This is a genomic window from Polynucleobacter sp. es-EL-1, from assembly GCF_018687975.1.
In the GTDB taxonomy this organism is placed as follows: domain Bacteria; phylum Pseudomonadota; class Gammaproteobacteria; order Burkholderiales; family Burkholderiaceae; genus Polynucleobacter.
In genome coordinates this window covers 15,063-33,396 of the sequence record NZ_CP061310.1, presented here as the reverse complement: position 1 = coordinate 33,396, position 18,334 = coordinate 15,063, and the positions used below count along the sequence as shown (strand labels likewise).

At 46.8% G+C, this 18,334-nt stretch carries 15 protein-coding genes, 3 tRNA genes and 2 rRNA genes; 6 read left to right on the top strand and 14 right to left on the bottom strand.

Annotated features, from left to right (window positions below):
- Window positions 1–34 precede the first annotated feature (34 nt).
- The 4 genes from FD974_RS00175 to FD974_RS00160 form a co-directional block, all read right to left on the bottom strand.
- Window positions 35–2,908, bottom strand: a 23S ribosomal RNA gene (locus tag FD974_RS00175).
- Between the two features lie 267 nt (window positions 2,909–3,175).
- Window positions 3,176–3,251 (bottom strand) — tRNA-Ala (locus tag FD974_RS00170).
- 30 nt (window positions 3,252–3,281) lie between these two features.
- A tRNA-Ile gene (locus tag FD974_RS00165) sits at window positions 3,282–3,358 on the bottom strand.
- 58 nt (window positions 3,359–3,416) lie between these two features.
- Window positions 3,417–4,949, bottom strand: a 16S ribosomal RNA gene (locus tag FD974_RS00160).
- Together the 16S and 23S rRNA genes with 2 tRNA genes alongside form the textbook arrangement of a ribosomal RNA operon.
- Before the next feature lie 492 nt (window positions 4,950–5,441).
- Here FD974_RS00160 and FD974_RS00155 point away from each other — a divergent pair.
- Window positions 5,442–6,098, top strand: a complete 657-nt coding sequence (locus FD974_RS00155; protein WP_215364735.1) for a GNAT family N-acetyltransferase — start codon at window positions 5,442–5,444, stop codon at window positions 6,096–6,098.
- Here the strand turns inward: FD974_RS00155 and FD974_RS00150 are convergent.
- From FD974_RS00150 to FD974_RS00140, 3 genes are read right to left on the bottom strand one after another with little or no spacing between them, the layout of a single operon-like run.
- Complete coding sequence (locus FD974_RS00150; RefSeq protein WP_251374605.1) at window positions 6,095–6,412, bottom strand: c-type cytochrome; 318 nt, start codon at window positions 6,410–6,412, stop codon at window positions 6,095–6,097. The genes FD974_RS00155 and FD974_RS00150 overlap by 4 nt on opposite strands.
- Before the next feature lie 55 nt (window positions 6,413–6,467).
- Window positions 6,468–7,115 carry a BON domain-containing protein gene (locus FD974_RS00145; RefSeq protein ID WP_215364731.1) on the bottom strand — a complete coding sequence of 216 codons (648 nt, stop codon included), beginning with the start codon at window positions 7,113–7,115 and terminating at the stop codon, window positions 6,468–6,470.
- Between the two features lie 19 nt (window positions 7,116–7,134).
- The gene (locus FD974_RS00140) at window positions 7,135–7,737 is read right to left on the bottom strand and encodes a phosphoheptose isomerase (protein WP_215364727.1); all 603 of its coding nucleotides are present in this window, start codon (window positions 7,735–7,737) and stop codon (window positions 7,135–7,137) included.
- Between the two features lie 107 nt (window positions 7,738–7,844).
- On the opposite strand from FD974_RS00140, the gene rsmI reads away from it, so the two are divergent.
- Window positions 7,845–8,738, top strand: a complete 894-nt coding sequence (rsmI, locus tag FD974_RS00135) for a 16S rRNA (cytidine(1402)-2'-O)-methyltransferase (protein ID WP_215364722.1) — start codon at window positions 7,845–7,847, stop codon at window positions 8,736–8,738.
- Between the two features lie 53 nt (window positions 8,739–8,791).
- Here the strand turns inward: rsmI and FD974_RS00130 are convergent, their stop codons facing one another.
- A complete protein-coding gene (locus tag FD974_RS00130; RefSeq protein ID WP_215364719.1) occupies window positions 8,792–9,292 on the bottom strand; it encodes a cytochrome c5 family protein in 501 nt (166 codons plus the stop codon).
- 102 nt (window positions 9,293–9,394) lie between these two features.
- Here FD974_RS00130 and FD974_RS00125 point away from each other — a divergent pair.
- From FD974_RS00125 to FD974_RS00115, 3 genes are all read left to right on the top strand, one after another.
- Window positions 9,395–9,470, top strand: a tRNA-Arg gene (locus FD974_RS00125).
- Between the two features lie 81 nt (window positions 9,471–9,551).
- Complete coding sequence (locus FD974_RS00120; RefSeq protein ID WP_251374604.1) at window positions 9,552–10,694, top strand: fatty acid desaturase; 1,143 nt, start codon at window positions 9,552–9,554, stop codon at window positions 10,692–10,694.
- Between the two features lie 41 nt (window positions 10,695–10,735).
- Window positions 10,736–10,921 (top strand): hypothetical protein, encoded by a 186-nt coding sequence (locus FD974_RS00115; protein ID WP_129560400.1) that lies wholly within the window; start codon window positions 10,736–10,738, stop codon window positions 10,919–10,921.
- Window positions 10,922–10,954: 33 nt separating this feature from the next.
- Here FD974_RS00115 and FD974_RS00110 read toward each other — a convergent pair whose 3' ends face one another.
- Window positions 10,955–11,593, bottom strand: coding sequence for an MBL fold metallo-hydrolase (locus FD974_RS00110; protein ID WP_371817115.1), 639 nt, complete (start codon window positions 11,591–11,593; stop codon window positions 10,955–10,957).
- 70 nt (window positions 11,594–11,663) lie between these two features.
- Here FD974_RS00110 and gcvH point away from each other — a divergent pair, with 70 nt between their 5' ends.
- On the top strand, window positions 11,664–12,056 hold the full coding sequence (gene gcvH, locus FD974_RS00105) for a glycine cleavage system protein GcvH (RefSeq protein WP_215364715.1): 393 nt from the start codon (window positions 11,664–11,666) through the stop codon (window positions 12,054–12,056).
- On the opposite strand, the gene priA is transcribed toward gcvH, so the two are convergent.
- The 5 genes from priA to atpG form a co-directional block, all read right to left on the bottom strand.
- Window positions 12,053–14,182, bottom strand: a complete 2,130-nt coding sequence (priA, locus tag FD974_RS00100) for a primosomal protein N' (protein ID WP_215364710.1) — start codon at window positions 14,180–14,182, stop codon at window positions 12,053–12,055. The two genes, gcvH and priA, sit on opposite strands and share 4 nt — an antisense overlap.
- A 260-nt stretch (window positions 14,183–14,442) precedes the next feature.
- Complete coding sequence (gene hemE / locus FD974_RS00095) at window positions 14,443–15,555, bottom strand: uroporphyrinogen decarboxylase (protein ID WP_215364706.1); 1,113 nt, start codon at window positions 15,553–15,555, stop codon at window positions 14,443–14,445.
- 14 nt (window positions 15,556–15,569) lie between these two features.
- Window positions 15,570–15,986 carry a F0F1 ATP synthase subunit epsilon gene (locus tag FD974_RS00090; protein ID WP_215364703.1) on the bottom strand — a complete coding sequence of 139 codons (417 nt, stop codon included), beginning with the start codon at window positions 15,984–15,986 and terminating at the stop codon, window positions 15,570–15,572.
- A 21-nt stretch (window positions 15,987–16,007) separates the two neighbouring features.
- Entirely contained in the window at window positions 16,008–17,408 is a 1,401-nt protein-coding gene (atpD, locus tag FD974_RS00085) for a F0F1 ATP synthase subunit beta (RefSeq protein ID WP_015420207.1), read from the bottom strand.
- Window positions 17,409–17,463: 55 nt separating this feature from the next.
- Window positions 17,464–18,333, bottom strand: a complete 870-nt coding sequence (gene atpG, locus FD974_RS00080; protein ID WP_215364700.1) for a F0F1 ATP synthase subunit gamma — start codon at window positions 18,331–18,333, stop codon at window positions 17,464–17,466.
- Between the last annotated feature and the right edge of the window lies 1 nt (window position 18,334).

The window sequence follows — 18,334 nt, the reverse complement described above, 5'->3', positions numbered from 1 at the left end:
TCTGGCAAACATCCAACACAATAGTGCTGGTTATAGGATCAAGCCTAACGGGCAATTAGTATCGGTTAGCTTAATGCATTACTGCACTTCCACACCCGACCTATCAACGTTGTGGTCTTCAACGACCCTTTATGTAGGTTAAACCTACGGGAGATCTCATCTTCAGGCAAGTTTCCCGCTTAGATGCTTTCAGCGGTTATCTCTTCCGTACATAGCTACCCTGCGATGCTTCTGGCGAAACAACAGGTACACCAGCGGTACGTCCACTCCGGTCCTCTCGTACTAGGAGCAGCCCCCGTCAAATCTCCAACGCCCATGGCAGATAGGGACCAAACTGTCTCACGACGTTTTAAACCCAGCTCACGTACCTCTTTAAATGGCGAACAGCCATACCCTTGGGACCGGCTACAGCCCCAGGATGAGATGAGCCGACATCGAGGTGCCAAACACCGCCGTCGATATGAACTCTTGGGCGGTATCAGCCTGTTATCCCCAGAGTACCTTTTATCCGTTGAGCGATGGCCCTTCCATACAGAACCACCGGATCACTATGACCTGCTTTCGCACCTGCTCGACTTGTCGGTCTCGCAGTTAAGCACGCTTTTGCCATTGCACTTTAGGTACGATGTCCGACCGTACCAAGCGTACCTTCGTACTCCTCCGTTACACTTTGGGAGGAGACCGCCCCAGTCAAACTGCCTACCATGCACTGTTCCCGACCCGGATAACGGGCCAAGGTTAGAACCTCAAACAAACCAGGGTGGTATTTCAAGGTTGGCTCCAGCGGAACTAGCATCCCGCTTTCAACGCCTCCCACCTATCCTACACAGACCGGTTCAAAGTCCAATGCAAAGCTACAGTAAAGGTTCATGGGGTCTTTCCGTCTAGCCACGGGTAGATTGCATCATCACAAACATTTCAACTTCGCTGAGTCTCAGGAGGAGACAGTGTGGCCATCGTTACGCCATTCGTGCAGGTCGGAACTTACCCGACAAGGAATTTCGCTACCTTAGGACCGTTATAGTTACGGCCGCCGTTTACTGGGACTTCAATCAAGAGCTTGCACCCCATCATTTAATCTTCCAGCACCGGGCAGGCGTCACACCCTATACGTCCACTTTCGTGTTTGCAGAGTGCTGTGTTTTTATTAAACAGTCGCAGCCACCTTTTTATTGCAACCCTTTCGTCCTCCCCTTGTTCAGGGTCAAACTACCAGGGCGCACCTTATCCCGAAGTTACGGTGCAAATTTGCCGAGTTCCTTCTCCTGAGTTCTCTCAAGCGCCTTAGAATACTCATCTCGCCCACCTGTGTCGGTTTGCGGTACGGTCTTGTTAGACTGAAGCTTAGAGGCTTTTCTTGGAACCACTTCCAATTGCTTCGCGAATAAATTCGCTCGTCTCACGCCCTTGAATTACGCTACCGGATTTACCTAATAGCCATCTCCAACGCAAGAACCGGGACTTCCAACACCCGGACAACTTTCCGCGATCCGTCCCCCCATCGCATCTAACAATGGTCAAGGAATATTAACCTTGTTCCCATCAGCTACGCATCTCTGCCTCGCCTTAGGGGCCGACTCACCCTGTTCCGATGAACGTTGAACAGGAAACCTTGGGCTTACGGCGAGGGGGCTTTTCACCCCCTTTATCGCTACTCATGTCAGCATTCGCACTTCTGATACCTCCAGCATCCTTTACAAGACACCTTCACAGGCTTACAGAACGCTCTCCTACCATCACATTGCTGTGATCCGCAGCTTCGGTTATATGCTTAGCCCCGTTACATCTTCCGCGCAGGACGACTCGATCAGTGAGCTATTACGCTTTCTTTAAAGGATGGCTGCTTCTAAGCCAACCTCCTGACTGTTTTAGCCTTCCCACTTCGTTTCCCACTTAGCATATATTAGGGACCTTAGCTGGCGGTCTGGGTTGTTTCCCTCTTGACACCGGACGTTAGCACCCGATGTCTGTCTCCCGTGCTTGCACTTGTAGGTATTCGGAGTTTGCTATGGCGCAGTAATCCGCAATGGACCCCACTACCATGACAGTGCTCTACCCCCTACAGTGATACACGAGGCACTACCTAAATAGTTTTCGGAGAGAACCAGCTATTTCCAGTTTTGTTTAGCCTTTCACCCCTATCCACAGCTCATCCCCTAACTTTTCAACGTTAGTGGGTTCGGTCCTCCAGTACGTGTTACCGCACCTTCAACCTGGCCATGGATAGATCAACTGGTTTCGGGTCTACACCCAGCAACTAACGCCCTATTCGGACTCGCTTTCGCTACGCCTTCCCTATTCGGTTAAGCTTGCTACTGAATGTAAGTCGCTGACCCATTATACAAAAGGTACGCAGTCACCCCTTACGAGGCTCCTACTGTTTGTATGCACACAATTTCAGGATCTATTTCACTCCCCTCCCGGGGTTCTTTTCGCCTTTCCCTCACGGTACTTGTTCACTATCGGTCGATTACGAGTATTTAGCCTTGGAGGATGGTCCCCCCATATTCAGACAGGATTTCACGTGTCCCGCCCTACTTGTCTCTAGCCTAGTACCACCCAATAATTTTCACATACGGGACTATCACCCTTTATTGTTGGACTTTCCATTCCATTCTGTTAATTACTGAGCTATCACTAGAAGGCTGTTCCCATTTCGCTCGCCACTACTCTGGGAATCTCGGTTGATGTCTTTTCCTCTCGCTACTTAGATGTTTCAGTTCACGAGGTTCGCTTCTCATACCCTATGTATTCAGGTATGGATACCACAAAAGTGGTGGGTTTCCCCATTCAGAAATCCCCGGATCAAAGCTTATTTACCAGCTCCCCGGGGCTTATCGCAGGTTATAACGTCTTTCGTCGCCTGTAATCGCCAAGGCATCCATCATGTGCACTTATTCACTTGATCCTATAACGAGCACCATTGCTAGCACCTGTTACAGGTTTACTTCTACTTCTGACATGTTTGCCGTAATCCAAACTGTAAGTACTTTGTTAAGAACTTGGTAAAACTCGTTTGTATTACTGATTGATGATTCAATCTTTACCCTTATTACATTGTCAAATGCCCTCTCAAAGAGACATTTGACACTTTGCTTACTCAAATTTTTAAAGAACAGCCATAAATGGCAAAACTAAACGATTAATTGTTCGCTTAGTTTTGACATTTAGATGATGGTGGAGGATGACGGGATCGAACCGACGACCCCCTGCTTGCAAAGCAGGTGCTCTCCCAGCTGAGCTAATCCCCCAACGTCCCACTAAGTCTTGTTTCTGGCTGGTGGTGGGTCTGGTAGGACTTGAACCTACGACCCCTGCGTTATCAACACAGTGCTCTAACCAGCTGAGCTACAGACCCGTGGCTTTTATTGTCAACCGATAAGTGTGGGCACTATAGCTCCAGCATCTTTCTCTAGAAAGGAGGTGATCCAGCCGCACCTTCCGATACGGCTACCTTGTTACGACTTTACCCCAGTCATGAACCCTGCCGTGGCAGTCGCCCTCCTTGCGGTTAGGCTAACGGCTTCTGGCAAAACCCACTCCCATGGTATGACGGGCGGTGTGTACAAGACCCGGGAACGTATTCACCGCGACATTCTGATCCGCGATTACTAGCGATTCCAGCTTCACGTAGTCGAGTTGCAGACTACGATCCGGACTACGATGCATTTTCTGAGATTAGCTCCCCCTCGCGGGTTGGCAACCCTCTGTATGCACCATTGTATGACGTGTGAAGCCCTACCCATAAGGGCCATGAGGACTTGACGTCATCCCCACCTTCCTCCGGTTTGTCACCGGCAGTCTCTTTAGAGTGCTCTTGCGTAGCAACTAAAGACAAGGGTTGCGCTCGTTGCGGGACTTAACCCAACATCTCACGACACGAGCTGACGACAGCCATGCAGCACCTGTGTTCACTTTCTCTTACGAGCACCTAATGTATCTCTACTTCGTTAGTGACATGTCAAGGGTAGGTAAGGTTTTTCGCGTTGCATCGAATTAATCCACATCATCCACCGCTTGTGCGGGTCCCCGTCAATTCCTTTGAGTTTTAATCTTGCGACCGTACTCCCCAGGCGGCTGACTTCACGCGTTAGCTACGTTACTCAGGATGTAAATCCCGAACAACTAGTCAGCATCGTTTAGGGCGTGGACTACCAGGGTATCTAATCCTGTTTGCTCCCCACGCTTTCGTGCATGAGCGTCAGTGTTATCCCAGGGGGCTGCCTTCGCCATTGGTATTCCTCCACATATCTACGCATTTCACTGCTACACGTGGAATTCTACCCCCCTCTGACACACTCTAGCTATACAGTCACAGGCGCCATTCCCAGGTTAAGCCCGGGGATTTCACGCCTGTCTTGTATAACCGCCTGCGCACGCTTTACGCCCAGTAATTCCGATTAACGCTCGCACCCTACGTATTACCGCGGCTGCTGGCACGTAGTTAGCCGGTGCTTATTCTTCAGGTACCGTCATTCCCGGACTGTGTTAGAGCCGGTGTTTCTTCCCTGACAAAAGAGCTTTACAACCCGAAGGCCTTCTTCACTCACGCGGCATTGCTGGATCAGGGTTTCCCCCATTGTCCAAAATTCCCCACTGCTGCCTCCCGTAGGAGTCTGGGCCGTGTCTCAGTCCCAGTGTGGCTGATCGTCCTCTCAGACCAGCTACTGATCGTCGCCTTGGTGGGCTTTTACCCCACCAACAAGCTAATCAGGCATCGGCCGCTCTAATCGCGCGAGGTCTTTCGATCCCCCGCTTTCCCCCTCAGGGCGTATGCGGTATTAGCACAGCTTTCGCTGCGTTATCCCCCACGATAAGGTACGTTCCGATGTATTACTCACCCGTTCGCCACTCGCCACCAGGTGCAAGCACCCGTGCTGCCGTTCGACTTGCATGTGTAAGGCATGCCGCCAGCGTTCAATCTGAGCCAGGATCAAACTCTTCAGTTCAATTCCTGTGATCCTTGCGGATCGTCGCACTCATTCAAGAAATTGACTTGGTAATAAAACCAAATCTTTTTACTGTCTATGAGTACTATTTATTTACATCTGTCCCGAAGGACTGGATGCTTTCACTTAGTACCCACAATTATCGGTTGACTAATTTTTAAAGAGGGCTGACTTGTTTCGTATTTCAAAAAACATTCAGCAGAGAGGTGAGACTATATCCCACCTATTTGGGTCTGTCAACACCTTTCGTAGTCTTTTTCCTAAAAATAGTGAAATTTTTTCTTAGTAATTAATTTTCTTCATCAAAAACAAGGGTTTAAACCCTTAAATTATTTTCTAAATTTTTATCAAATATTGGCATTTCTCCAGATATGCGTCTATTCAACCCCTCCTGAACTGCTTTTTTTATCCTTCTTTTTATGAATCCAAGGATCTAAACCAAATATAAGGGAAAACCCTGTGATTTTTTGCTAATTCTGCTAATATGCTGCTATGCACAATAAACAAGCGAACAATCACTTACTTTCTAAGCCATATAACAATGGCTTAGCTATTCCTGTTCGTGAATTGCACTCCGGCCATAAACCAGAAATCTTGCAGCATCTTTTAAGCCTAAATGATGAAGATCGTCACCTGCGCTTTGGCACACAAACGCCTGATCAAGTTATTCATCAGTATGTTGAAGGTCTAAATTTCGACAAAGACACCATCTTTGGATGTTTCGATGCACAGCTCAAGCTAATAGGAATGGCTCATCTAGCCTATTTACCTAAAGCCGCCGCTCAGCCGCAAGCCGCCGAGTTTGGCGTCTCGGTATTGCCCAGTGGGCGTGCGCAAGGAATTGGCACTGCCTTATTGGCGCGAGCTGCAGTTCATGCTCGCAACACCCATATTGAAACCTTATTTGTCCATTGTCTTGCTAACAATAAAGCCATGATGCACTTAGCGAAGAAGGCTGGCATGCTGGTTGAATATGCGTATGGCGATGCAGATGCTTATTTGAAACTACCGCCAGCAAACCATGGTACGTATGCACAAGAGGCTGCCAATGAACAATGGGGCGGCTTTGATTACGCACTTAAGGGTGGATTTAAGCGTGCCACAGAGGCATGGCAATGGATGATGGGCAAGCCAATAAAAACCCGTTAATTTTTTACGGGTGCCCCGCGCATTATCCAAGCCACAAGCAAAGCGCTATCAGCATCAGATAATTTGTTATTGCCCGGCATGGGAACAACGCCCCATGAACCCGAACCGCCCTTCAGTATTTTATTTTTTAGAAAAGAGTTGGCATTCGGATTGTTGGCATATTTTTTTGCAACATCTTGGAAGCTCGGTCCGACTACTTTTTTATTAATGGCGTGACAACCTAGGCATGCATTTTGTTTAGCAAGTGCATATGCATTGGCATCATCGCCGCTTGCATAAGTCAGCGTACAAAATGAGAGTAGGGCGGTAGACAAAAAAAATCTGAGATGCGATTCAAAAAAATTCTTCATCGATTGAGACGGAAATGCGTTATTGATTTGGCGCCGAATTAGGCTGGGATTCATCAGCCTTACCTTGTTTCTCTAAACGAATTTTTTCTGCTTCTGAAATGATATCGAAATAAGCATAAACATCTTTCACGCCATTCGTATTACTTGCAATTTTCTTAGCTAAGTCCGCTTCATTTTGAGTAAGAATGCCCATCAAATAAATGCTTGTGCCTTCAGCAACAATTGCCATTGAGTTTGAGGGAAGCTTTTCAGTAAAAATCATTTGGGTTTTGATTTTTGACTCAAGGTAAGTGTCGTTAGCGCGTGCAGTGTATGAGCTATTGGGCCCTATAACGAGCTCATTAAATACTGAGCGCACATTCTTCATAGCCTTTACATAGGCTCCTGCTTGATTCTTAATATCAGTGTCTTTTACTTCACCAGTCAACAATACTTTTTGATTGAACGATGTCACATTAATGTGCGCATCATCGCCAAAACGTTTTGCCAGAGCATTATCAGCCTCAAGCTCAATCCCCTTATCAATTGCCTGCACAGCTGGCGTACGACGATCCGCCGCAATGGTTGCGCCAGCTACAACACCTCCCACCGCGAGGACTCCACACCCAGATAAAAAAGAAATTGTTAAGAGTGCAGCAAATAATCTGATTTTGAGCGTATTAAACATGTGCCAACTTTCTTAAGCATTAATCGAGGAGCAGATGATCTACGCCATCGCACAAACTATGAAGCAAAACCAAATGCGTTTCTTGGATACGAGCAGTGCGAGTGGAGGGCGCACATAGATGAATGTCATTTTCATCCAAAAGGGTTGCAATTTTTCCGCCACCATTTCCTGTAAGCGCAATAATTTTGATTCCCATTTTTTTTGCAGACTCAATCGCCTTGACGACATTCTTTGAATTGCCGGATGTCGAAATGCCAAGCAAAATATCGCCCTTTTTACCCAAGCCACGAACTTGCTTGTTAAACACTTCATCGTAGCTGTAATCATTTCCAACGGCAGTCAAAATAGAGCTATCAGTAGTCAATGCAATTGCAGCTAACTCTTGCCTCTCTCTTTCGAAGCGTCCGATCAGTTCCGCCGCAAAATGTTGAGCATCTGCCGCAGATCCACCGTTACCGCAAGCCATCACTTTTCCACCAGCACGCAAACAATCTGTCATCGCCACTATGCCGCGAGCAACCTCGGTGGGCAGTATTTTTTCTGCTTCTTGTTTTACGGCAATACTGTCTAAAAAATGTTGGGATGCGCGAGCGCGTAAACGTTCAAGGGTATCTTTATCCATCACGATATTATGCGCCAAAGTACAAGAAAACTCGATACGCTATCGCTTCACACAAAAGCAACGTATTCTCTTGCTTATTCCCACCCCTTCTCGAAAATAATATCGTCATGGAACTTGGCTCCTTTGATTTTTTGAAACAGCAGGATCTCCCGACCGGGGCCCTATACATGGTTGCCACCCCGATTGGCAATATGGGAGACATCACATTGCGGGCCTTGCATATTTTGAATAGTGTAGATGGTATCGCCTGCGAAGACACGAGACACAGCGCGCCCTTATTGCAGCATTTTGGTATTCATAAAAAATGTTTAGCGCTTCATGAGCACAATGAGGTAACGGGTGCGCAAACAGTTATTGATCATCTGGCACAAAACGAGCGATGGGCCTATATCTCGGATGCTGGTACGCCAGGCATATCAGATCCTGGAGCAAAACTGGTTAACGCGGTTCATAAAGCCGGATTTCGTATTATTCCTATTCCCGGCGCCAGTGCTATCTCTGCTGCTATATCCGCTAGCGGCTCAGTCATGCTGCAATCGGAAGGGCAATTTCAATTTCTGGGTTTTTGGCCAAACAAAGCCAAAGAGCGCAGTGCACTAATTCAAGATATTCGAAGTAATTCAAAAACGAGCATCTTTTATGAATCGCCACATCAAATACGTGAAACTCTATCAACAATTAGCAAAGAACTAGAGCCAGAACGACAAGTACTAGTAGGCAGAGAGCTCACTAAAAAATTTGAGCAACTAGTGACGCTCACAGCTGCAGAAATTCCAAAGTGGCTCGAAAACGCAGAGAGTCTCAAGGGTGAATTTATTGTTTTGGTGGCGGGGCGTAAAGCGGGCGCCGATGAAACACCAGAGCATGCCTCACTATTGCGCTGGGCAAATGCCTTAAGCCCACATCTAGGCAGCAAGGAGATAGCTACGGTGCTTTCTCAAATGCTTGGGATTAGTAAGAAGGATGCTTATCAGCTTGCCCTCGATGCAAAAACAGAATAGCAAAAAGTATTAAAGCTGGCATATAGCCAGCTTTAATTTGGGCTTATCGCAATTTATTTAGCGGCAGGTTCGGCTGGGGCTTTAGGCTCCGCTAAGTTGCCTCCCGAGCCATTTACCAAATACACAACCGCACGTCCCAACTCATAATCACTCACATCCGTTGGACTTGCACCGCCGCGCGCTGGCATTGCACCCTTACCTTTAATTACAGAGCTTAGCAAGCCGTCATAGCCTTTACCAAGACGGCCCGACCATGCTGCGGCATCACCCAATTTGGGCGCACCTGCTGCGCCGCTATTGTGGCAAGAAGAACAAACGGTTTTATAAACCTGCTCTCCGGTTTGCACTTCGCGAGGCGTGCTAGCATCTTTAAAGTTGAGTTGGGCTACCGGTCTAATTAACTGGTCAGCTGAGGCATCGCTATCAACCCGTTTGCCATTATTAACAAAGACCATTAACAACAAAATAATGATCAATGGCACAAAAAAGCTGGCAAAGACCATGATGATCAATTGTTTGGGGGACTTAATTAGACTTCCGTGCTCTTCACTCATAGGGCTTTTATCGTTAGACGGGTTGTAGGGTTACTTTGCCGTGATTATAACGAGAGCGCTGGGCCCTGGCACTTACAATAGTGAAAGTATTGTTTGCTATTGGCGCCCGTAGCTCAGTGGATAGAGTATTGGCCTCCGAAGCCAAGGGTCGCAGGTTCGATTCCTGCCGGGCGCACCAAAAATAGGGGGTTTTTGACCTATATCATGCGAAAAATCATGAAAAAGGCTATCATTTGCTCCTAACTTATTGATTCTTATCATGTCCAATCATCTAAATCCATCCCTATCTGAGCCTTCTGTAGCCAATCCTTTGGCTCCTGACTTGCCTTTGCCGCACCGAAAAATTATTCGCAGCTGGCTCGTTCCAATGGCTCAAGGCGAAACAGTTAAGGCAATCCTATTGCTCGCAATAGATGCTCTTTTATGGCTTGGCTGCATTGCAGGGACAATTTTTGTTGAGAGCGTCTTGCTAAAGATTGTTTTTGGCATAGTTGCAGGGTTTGTTACTGGACGCATCTTTATTTTGGGTCATGATGCCTGCCATCAAAGCTACACCCCACATCGTGAGCTGAACAAAGTACTGGGCCGGATTGCCTTTCTTCCGTCTCTAACCCCATACAGCTTATGGGATGTTGGTCACAACGTAGTTCATCACGGTCAAACCAACCTCAAGGGCTTTGATTTCGTTTGGGCGCCGCTCTCAAAGTCTGAATTTGATGCACTGCCATCCTGGCGCAAAGCCTTGGAGCGCCTCTACCGCAGCGGTTGGGGCCCTGTTTTTTATTACCTCATAGAGATCTGGTGGAGACGCGAGTACTTCCCTAATGCCAAAAATAAGCCGGGCGATCGTCCCATTTTCCTTAAAGACAATTTATTGGTGACTGCTTTTGCAATTATTTGGATTGGCTGCCTTATCGCAGGCGCTCTAGCAACAGGTCAGTCAGTTTGGATTGGCTTAATTACGGGTTTTGTTGTCCCATTCTTGTTTTGGAATGGCATGATTGGATTTGTGGTTTACGTTCACCATACCCACCCTTCAGTGTCTTGGTATGACAAAAAATCGGAATGGTTGCGCGCCCAGCCCTTTGTCTCCACAACAGTCCACTTAACGTTTAATTGGATTTGGGGCTCCTTAATGCACCACATCATGGAGCACACTGCCCATCACGTGGACATGAGCGTCCCCCTCTATCGCCTCAAAGAAGCTCAAAATACCCTCGAAACCATCCTTCCAGAGCGTATTTTTGTACAAAAGTTCTCATGGGCCTGGTATTTCGATACTGCTCGTAAATGCAAGCTCTACGATTTTGAAAACAAGGCTTGGCTTGATTTTGATGGCAATAAGACGGCTGATTCCGTTAGAGTTGTCCTAAGCCCAGCCCCAGCAGGACAAAACGGGTAAAATAGATCTTCTGTACAAGATTTGGCTTACCCGGATTGCCCATGACTACCTCTACTCCAGCTGCTACCCAAGATACCTCTCAGAGCCTGAAATTTTGCTCTTCCTGCAGTCGCGAAAAGCGTCTGGAAGGTGGCACATGGATTCCTACAAGTAACCGCAAACAACGCTGGATTTGCGCAAGCTGTTTGTATAACCGCACGCATCGTACTGGCTCTGCTAAAACCTAATTTCTCAATTAGGCTGAACCAACTCTGTAGTGATCAATCCCCAACATAGGGGTTTGTCTGGCGCTCTTTACCGAAGGTTGACATCGGTCCGTGGCCCGGAACAAATTGCACATCATCGCCTAAAGGCCACAGCTTTGTTTTAATTGCATGAATCAGATCGGCGTGATTGCCGCGTGGAAAATCTGTTCTTCCAATCGAGCCCGCAAAAAGCACATCGCCCACCAGAGCCAAGCGATCTTCTTTATCAAAGAACACTACATGTCCCGGCGTATGTCCCGGACAATGCAGCACCTCTAAATCAACATTACCAACCTGGACATGATCGCCATCGTCTAACCAACGCGTTGGTACAAATGCCTTTGCATGTCCAAATCCAAAGCGTACTGTTTGTTCCGGGAGTTGATCTAACCAAAACTGCTCATCTATTTGTGGCCCCTCAATCGGCACACCCAGCTGATCAGATAAATCTTTAGCGGCCGCACAATGGTCTAGGTGGCCATGCGTTAACAAAATCTTTTTAACTGTGCCGCCCATCTGCTTGACGCCATCTAATATTTTATCGATGTCACCACCCGGATCCACAATGGCTGCATCGCCTGTTTCTTGGCAAACCAATATTGAGCAGTTTTGCTCAAAGGGAGTAACAGGAACAATTCCGAGTTTGATGGGCATAAAAAAGCTTTAGTTTGACGAGCCACTAGTTTATGGCAAAGAAGCTAGAATATCTCACACAGGGAAAAAAATGAAATCTCAAGATACCTTTAAATTCGCAGAAACTCATGAGTGGGCTAGCTTAGAAGAGGATGGCCTCATTTGGGTTGGCATTAGCAATCACGCTCAAGAAGCATTGGGCGATGTCATGTTTTTTCAAGCACCAAAAATTGGACAGCAAGTTAAGCAAGGCGAAGCTATTGCTGTTATAGAATCCGTCAAAGCAGCCAGCGATATTCATGCGCCCATTGGTGGAGAAGTTGTCGCCTTAAACGAAGAGGTAGATGCTGCCCCTGAACTCGTGAATGAGAATCCTTATGCTATTTGGCTTTTTAAAATTAAGCCTTCTAGTGAAGCCTCTCTGAATAGCGATCTAGCTAATCTAATTGCATTAGATGCATACAATGCCGGGCCTGGTGCTTAAATTGCAATTGGATCGCGCTCTATCAACCAACGAACACGCGATCTATTGCTAATACGCCCTTGAGAGTCCTGGCGTAATTCTTGGTCAACGATTTCAAGGGTTTCTTGTAAGGCCTTACGATTTGTAGACTCAATAAGCAATTGGGCGCGCTCTGATCCAGCCACTCGCATTACTGGCTTTGGAACAGGGTCATAGACTCGCAATGCCTTTGTTATCAAGGTTCTCGCTTTTAATTTACTCTTAAGCTCATTTAAGAATTGAATAGCCTTATCGAGGCTTTTGGCCTCTGCGTGAATCAGCGCTTGATAGGAGTAGGGAGGGAGCCCGGCCTCCTCTCTCTCGCTGGCAGTAAATCTTAAGAATCCATCTACATCGTGTCGTAATAAAAACTGAAACACTGGCGACTCCGGGTATTGGGTTTCAATATAAATCTCGCCGCCTTTTTCCCCGTTTGTGCCAGACCTTCCAGCGCGACCCGCAACTTGCACTAACTGCGCAAACAATCTTTCTGCTGCCCTGAAATCTGCTGAGTACAAGCGACTATCGGCATCTAATACAGCAACGAGTCCAATATTTTGGTAGTCATGTCCCTTTGCAATCATTTGGGTTCCCACCACAACATCAACATTGCCATCATGAATTTCCTGAAAGAGCGCTTCTGCGCCCTTACTTTTTCTGCTGGAGTCGGTATCCACCCTAAGCACTCTAGCCTGTGGCCACATCTCCTCTATAGCATCCTCCATTTTTTGCGTGCCATGACCAAGGGCTTTCAAATCTGCATTGCCGCAGTCTGGGCAAAATGAGGGAATGGGCTTTACTAATCCACAGTGATGGCAACTCAAGACGGGTCGTCTACCAAGAGCGCCCGCCTTATGCATTACGGTATATGCAGAGCACTGCGTACATTTTGATAACCAGTTACACGCCGTGCAATTGAGGACTGGCGTGTAACCTCGACGATTAATTAATATCAAGCACTGCTTTTTTTGATCAAGTGTTTTTGATATGGCATGTGCAAGCGTCTTGGTAATCAAACTCCTTTGTATTGGCGCCCCTGAATCTCCTGGACTAAATTGACTTTGCGGATCACGCGTGTTGATCAGATGGACACTGGGGAGGCTAGCCCCTTGTGCGCGCTGATCAAGCCGAATGTATTCATAGCGACCCGCTTGCGCTGCCATCCACGTTTCCAAAGATGGTGTTGCTGACGATAGCAAAATTGGAATGTGCTGATCGTGTGCTCGCCATATTGCTAAATCTCTTGCTGAGTAGCGTGTACCTTCCTGCTGCTTATATGATGTATCGTGCTCTTCATCGACTACGATGGCACTTAAGTTGGGTATTGGTGTCAAGACTGCTAGGCGTGTTCCTAAAATGATTTGGGCTTTGCCAGTCAATGCCTCATACCATGCGAGGCCTCTTTGTTTTTCACTGACCCCGCTATGCAAGACTGCCATCCGCCTATCAGGAAAATACGCATGAATACGTCGCTCTAGTTGTGGCGTTAAATTTATTTCTGGCACCAATATGAGCACTTGGGCCTGCTCTTGTTTCAATATGCTTTCTAACCAATTGAGGTATACCGCCGTCTTACCGCTACCGGTTTGTCCTTGCAATAAGATTGCTCGAAATGTCTTTCTATCTTGTTTGCTTACTAATGATTGAAGTGCATCCCTTTGGCTCGCATTTAATTGCTCTTGCGTAATGAGGCCCTCAGAAATTATTGCCTTCTCTTTAGCCCGCCTTTTTTCTGCTGATGCCAATATTTTGGGTATCTTTTCCCAGTCGCCTGCCTTTTTCCACATCAGTGGAATGGTTGGCAAAATAGTCTCGCCTAGAGAGTGCAGGTAATACTGGCTTGCAAAGTTCATCAAGCTCAGCAATGGTGGATCCAGTGGGGGCAGGGGGGCTACCCGCTCAACAGACTTGAGTTTTTCTATTTCAAAATCAGAGTGAGTGCTTACTTTTATAACTATCCCGATGGCCTTTGAGCGTCCAAAAGGTAGCTCTACTATCTGCCCGAGCGCAGGCTCAATACCCAATTTTTCAATATCCCACAAATAATCAAACCCCTGAGCCAAGGGCTTGTCTAAAACTACTTGAACCACAATCGGTTTAGCCGTCATTGATTATTTTTTCTACTCTAGCCTGTGGATAAGTCTGTGGATATCATTCACTACTTTTGATTTTCAAGGATATTTTATCGGAATGGATAATTGCATCAAATTTAAGCAATTTTAATATTTTTCAATTAAATCAATTACTTATAATAACTTCTAAATGTGAAAGTTCATATTTCCCATGAATCTCACTGTATTTGTGATTGCGCCCAAATCTGTGCATAACTTTTGCCTAACATCCAAGCAAAGTTAGTATTTACTAGGGATTATTGCTTGTTGCGCAGGGCTTTTGATCTAGAAATTACCGCTTCTGATAACGCGCTTACACTTTCAGGAGGGGTGAATTGATTGATGCCGTGCCCTAAATTGAAGATGTGACCATCAAGCGGATGAAGACCTGGCTTTAAGGCGGGTGCTCTGGCTAAATCCTCAAGCAGCGCATTGGCTGCTTCGGCGACCTCTTTATTCCCAGAAAATAGAATTAATGGATCTAAGTTGCCTTGCAAGGCTAAAGGCTTGCCGATATCAAGTAACTGCTTGCGCGCACGACTCAATGGCATTGTCCAGTCCAGTGCAATAACATCCGCACCAGCTTGTGCCATATCGTTCAACCAAATACCACCACCCTTGGTGAACATAATGACCGGGATCTTGCGACCCTCATGTTCACGCGGTAATAGTGCAATCACTTTTTGCATGGCTGCTAAAGACATGCGTTGGTACCAACCGTCGGGAAGCAAACCTCCCCAGGTATCAAAAATCATCAGCGCTTGTGCGCCAGCCTTTACCTGCTCAATTAAATAAGCGGCAACTGACTGCACATTAATTTCAAGAATATGTTCCAACAAATCAGGCCGGCTAAACATCATCGTCTTGGCATGACGGAAATCGTCGGAACCAGAACCATCAATCATGTAGCAAGCCAATGTCCAAGGGCTTCCAGAAAAACCAATTAATGGGACGCGTTGTTTGCCATCCTGAATCAATGCTTTACGAATTTCTGAAACTGCATCGAATACATACTGGAGCTGATCCATATCAGCAACACGTAATTTCTTAACGGCTTCTTCTGTGCGAAGAGGGTGCTCAAAACTGGGGCCTTCACCGGCAGTAAATTTCAGGCCCAACCCCATCGCATCAGGAATGGTCAAAATATCCGAAAATAAAATCGCCGCATCCAAGGGATAGCGATCCAATGGTTGGAGCGTTACTTCGGTGGCGTATGCAGGATTTTTCGCGAGGCCAAGAAAACTTCCAGCTCTAGCACGAGTAGCGTTGTACTCTGGCAAATAACGACCCGCTTGACGCATGAGCCAAAGCGGCGTCTGATCAACCGCTTCGCCCAAGCAGGCTTTTAAAAACCGATCATTTAACAACAAGGGATGACCGGCTCTTACTTTTTACGACGAAAACGCGCAATTGCGGCTAGCTGCGCTGCGGCCATTGCAAACTCGGATTGAGCCAAAGCCAAATCAAATTCAGTGCCACGATTTTGCATTGCTTCTTCAGCACGCTTCTTGGCTTCATTTGCTTTAGCTTCATCTAGATCATGTCCGCGAATAGCGGTATCTGCCAACACAGTGACATGATCAGGCTGAACTTCTAAATAGCCACCCGCAACGAATACAAACTCTTCATCACCATCAGCTTTTTCAATACGAACTGAGCCCGGACGAATACGTGTAATCAATGGAGTGTGGCCGCGCAAAATACCGAGCTCACCACTTTCACCAGGAAGCGCTACAAACTTAGCTTCACCGCTGAAAATAGATTGCTCAGCACTTACTACATCGACGCGTATGGTTGACATAATTTCCCTAGATGAGTTCGATTAAAGCTTCTTAGCTTTCTCGATGGCTTCATCAATTGAACCCACCATGTAGAACGCTTGCTCCGGCAAGTGATCCAATTCACCGCTGCAAATCATTTTGAAACCACGAATAGTTTCTTTCAATGGAACGTATTTTCCTGGTGAACCAGTAAACACCTCAGCAACGTGGAAAGGCTGGGACAAGAAACGTTGAATCTTACGTGCACGTGATACAGCTAATTTGTCTTCTGGTGACAACTCGTCCATACCCAAAATAGCAATAATGTCGCGCAGCTCTTTGTAGCGCTGTAATGTCATCTGAACTTCACGGGCTACTTCATAGTGCTCTTGACCAACCACTTGTGGGTCAAGCTGACGGCTGGTTGAGTCCAATGGATCAACCGCTGGGTAAATACCCAAAGCAGCAATATCACGTGACAACACAACTGTGGAGTCTAAGTGTAAGAAGGTTGTTGCTGGTGAAGGATCGGTCAAGTCATCCGCAGGAACGTAAACGGCCTGAATCGAAGTAACAGAACCAGTCTTAGTGGAGGTAATACGCTCTTGCAACTTACCCATTTCTTCAGCCAAAGTAGGCTGGTAACCCACAGCAGAAGGCATACGACCGAGCAACGCAGAAACTTCAGTACCGGCCAATGTGTAACGGTAGATATTGTCAACGAAGAACAAAATGTCACGGCCTTCGTCACGGAATGCTTCAGCCATTGTCAAACCAGTCAACGCTACGCGCAAACGGTTGCCAGGAGGCTCATTCATCTGACCAAATACCATCGCCACTTTGTCGATAACGTTAGATTCTTTCATCTCGTGGTAGAAGTCATTACCTTCACGAGTACGCTCACCAACACCGGCAAACACTGACAAACCTGAGTGTTGCTTAGCAATGTTGTTAATCAATTCCATCATGTTCACGGTCTTACCAACACCCGCACCACCGAACAAGCCAACCTTACCGCCTTTAGCAAACGGGCAAACCAAGTCAATAACCTTAATGCCGGTCTCTAACAAGTCAACGGAAGGGGAGAGCTCATCAAACTTTGGTGCTGGCTGGTGAATCGCGCGACGCTCTTCAGTAGCAATTGGGCCAGCATCGTCGATTGGGCGACCTAAAACGTCCATGATGCGTCCTAATGTTGCTGGGCCAACAGGCACAGAAATTGGACCGCCAGTAGACTTCACTTCCATGCCACGACGTAAACCATCGCTTGCGCCCATGGCAATTGCGCGAACTACGCCGTCACCGATCTGTTGCTGAACTTCAAAGGTCAAACCTTTTTCAGCAAATGATTTTTCGCCGCTATCAACTAGTGTCAACGCATCATAAATGTTTGGCATTTTGTCGCGTGGGAACTGAATGTCCACCACTGGACCGATACACTGCACGATATTTCCGTTACTCATCGCATTTCTCCGCTTTTAATTCCTGAATTCTTTCGCATTCCTAAACGCTGACTGCTTAAACAGCAGCCGCTCCGCCAACAATCTCTGACAACTCTTTGGTAATAGCAGCCTGTCGTGTTTTGTTGTATTCCAATTGCAATTCGCCAATCACATTCTTCGCATTATCTGAAGCAGCCTTCATTGAGACCATCCGTGCAGATTGTTCTGAAGCCATATTCTCAGCAACAGCTTGGTAAATCATTGCCTCTACATAACGCTTGAGCAGGCCATTCAAAATCGACTCTGCATCTGGTTCGTAGATGTAATCCCAAGAATTTCCTGCCTTCTCTTCTGGAGCTAATGCAGCCGACTCCAAAGGTAAGAGTTTTTCTAAAACAGGCTCTTGTTTCATTGCATTAACAAAGCGTGTGTATGCCAAATAAACCGCATCAATTTCGCCGCGCTCAAACGCTTCTAATTGGGCAGTAATCGCGCCAATCAAAACATCCATATGTGGCGTATCGCCAATCTGAATTGTTTGAGAAATTAGCTTTGCTTTTGAGCGATTTAAAAACTGAAGGCCTTTTGAGCCGATGGCAGTGTATTCAATGCCAACATTTGAATCTTGCAAATCACGCACTTGGTTAGCAATCAAACGCAACACGTTGGTATTTAAACCACCACATAAACCTTTGTCTGTTGTAACCAAAATCGTGCCAATTTTCTTCACTTCACGAGTTGCCATGTAAGCAGGGCGGAACTCAGGATTTGCTTTTGAAAGGTTGGCAACAATTTCACGAATTTTTTCAGCATATGGGCGTGCATTACGCATACGCTCCTGGGCGCGACGCATCTTGGATGCGGCGACCATTTCCATTGCCTTCGTGATCTTGCGCGTATTTTGCACGCTCTTGATCTTTGATCGTATCTCTTTTGTGCTTGCCATG

What these genes read in the sequence shown, in the direction of transcription:
- FD974_RS00155 (WP_215364735.1), top strand. Translation starts at nt 5,442, where the DNA reads ATGCACAATAAACAAGCGAACAATCACTTACTTTCTAAGCCATATAAC.
- FD974_RS00145 (WP_215364731.1), bottom strand. Translation starts at nt 7,115, where the DNA reads ATGTTTAATACGCTCAAAATCAGATTATTTGCTGCACTCTTAACAATT.
- FD974_RS00140 (WP_215364727.1), bottom strand. Translation starts at nt 7,737, where the DNA reads ATGGATAAAGATACCCTTGAACGTTTACGCGCTCGCGCATCCCAACAT.
- rsmI (WP_215364722.1), top strand. Translation starts at nt 7,845, where the DNA reads ATGGAACTTGGCTCCTTTGATTTTTTGAAACAGCAGGATCTCCCGACC.
- FD974_RS00130 (WP_215364719.1), bottom strand. Translation starts at nt 9,292, where the DNA reads ATGAGTGAAGAGCACGGAAGTCTAATTAAGTCCCCCAAACAATTGATC.
- FD974_RS00120 (WP_251374604.1), top strand. Translation starts at nt 9,552, where the DNA reads ATGTCCAATCATCTAAATCCATCCCTATCTGAGCCTTCTGTAGCCAAT.
- FD974_RS00115 (WP_129560400.1), top strand. Translation starts at nt 10,736, where the DNA reads ATGACTACCTCTACTCCAGCTGCTACCCAAGATACCTCTCAGAGCCTG.
- FD974_RS00110 (WP_371817115.1), bottom strand. Translation starts at nt 11,593, where the DNA reads ATGCCCATCAAACTCGGAATTGTTCCTGTTACTCCCTTTGAGCAAAAC.
- gcvH (WP_215364715.1), top strand. Translation starts at nt 11,664, where the DNA reads ATGAAATCTCAAGATACCTTTAAATTCGCAGAAACTCATGAGTGGGCT.
- priA (WP_215364710.1), bottom strand. Translation starts at nt 14,182, where the DNA reads ATGACGGCTAAACCGATTGTGGTTCAAGTAGTTTTAGACAAGCCCTTG.
- FD974_RS00090 (WP_215364703.1), bottom strand. Translation starts at nt 15,986, where the DNA reads ATGTCAACCATACGCGTCGATGTAGTAAGTGCTGAGCAATCTATTTTC.
- atpD (WP_015420207.1), bottom strand. Translation starts at nt 17,408, where the DNA reads ATGAGTAACGGAAATATCGTGCAGTGTATCGGTCCAGTGGTGGACATT.
- atpG (WP_215364700.1), bottom strand. Translation starts at nt 18,333, where the DNA reads ATGGCAAGCACAAAAGAGATACGATCAAAGATCAAGAGCGTGCAAAAT.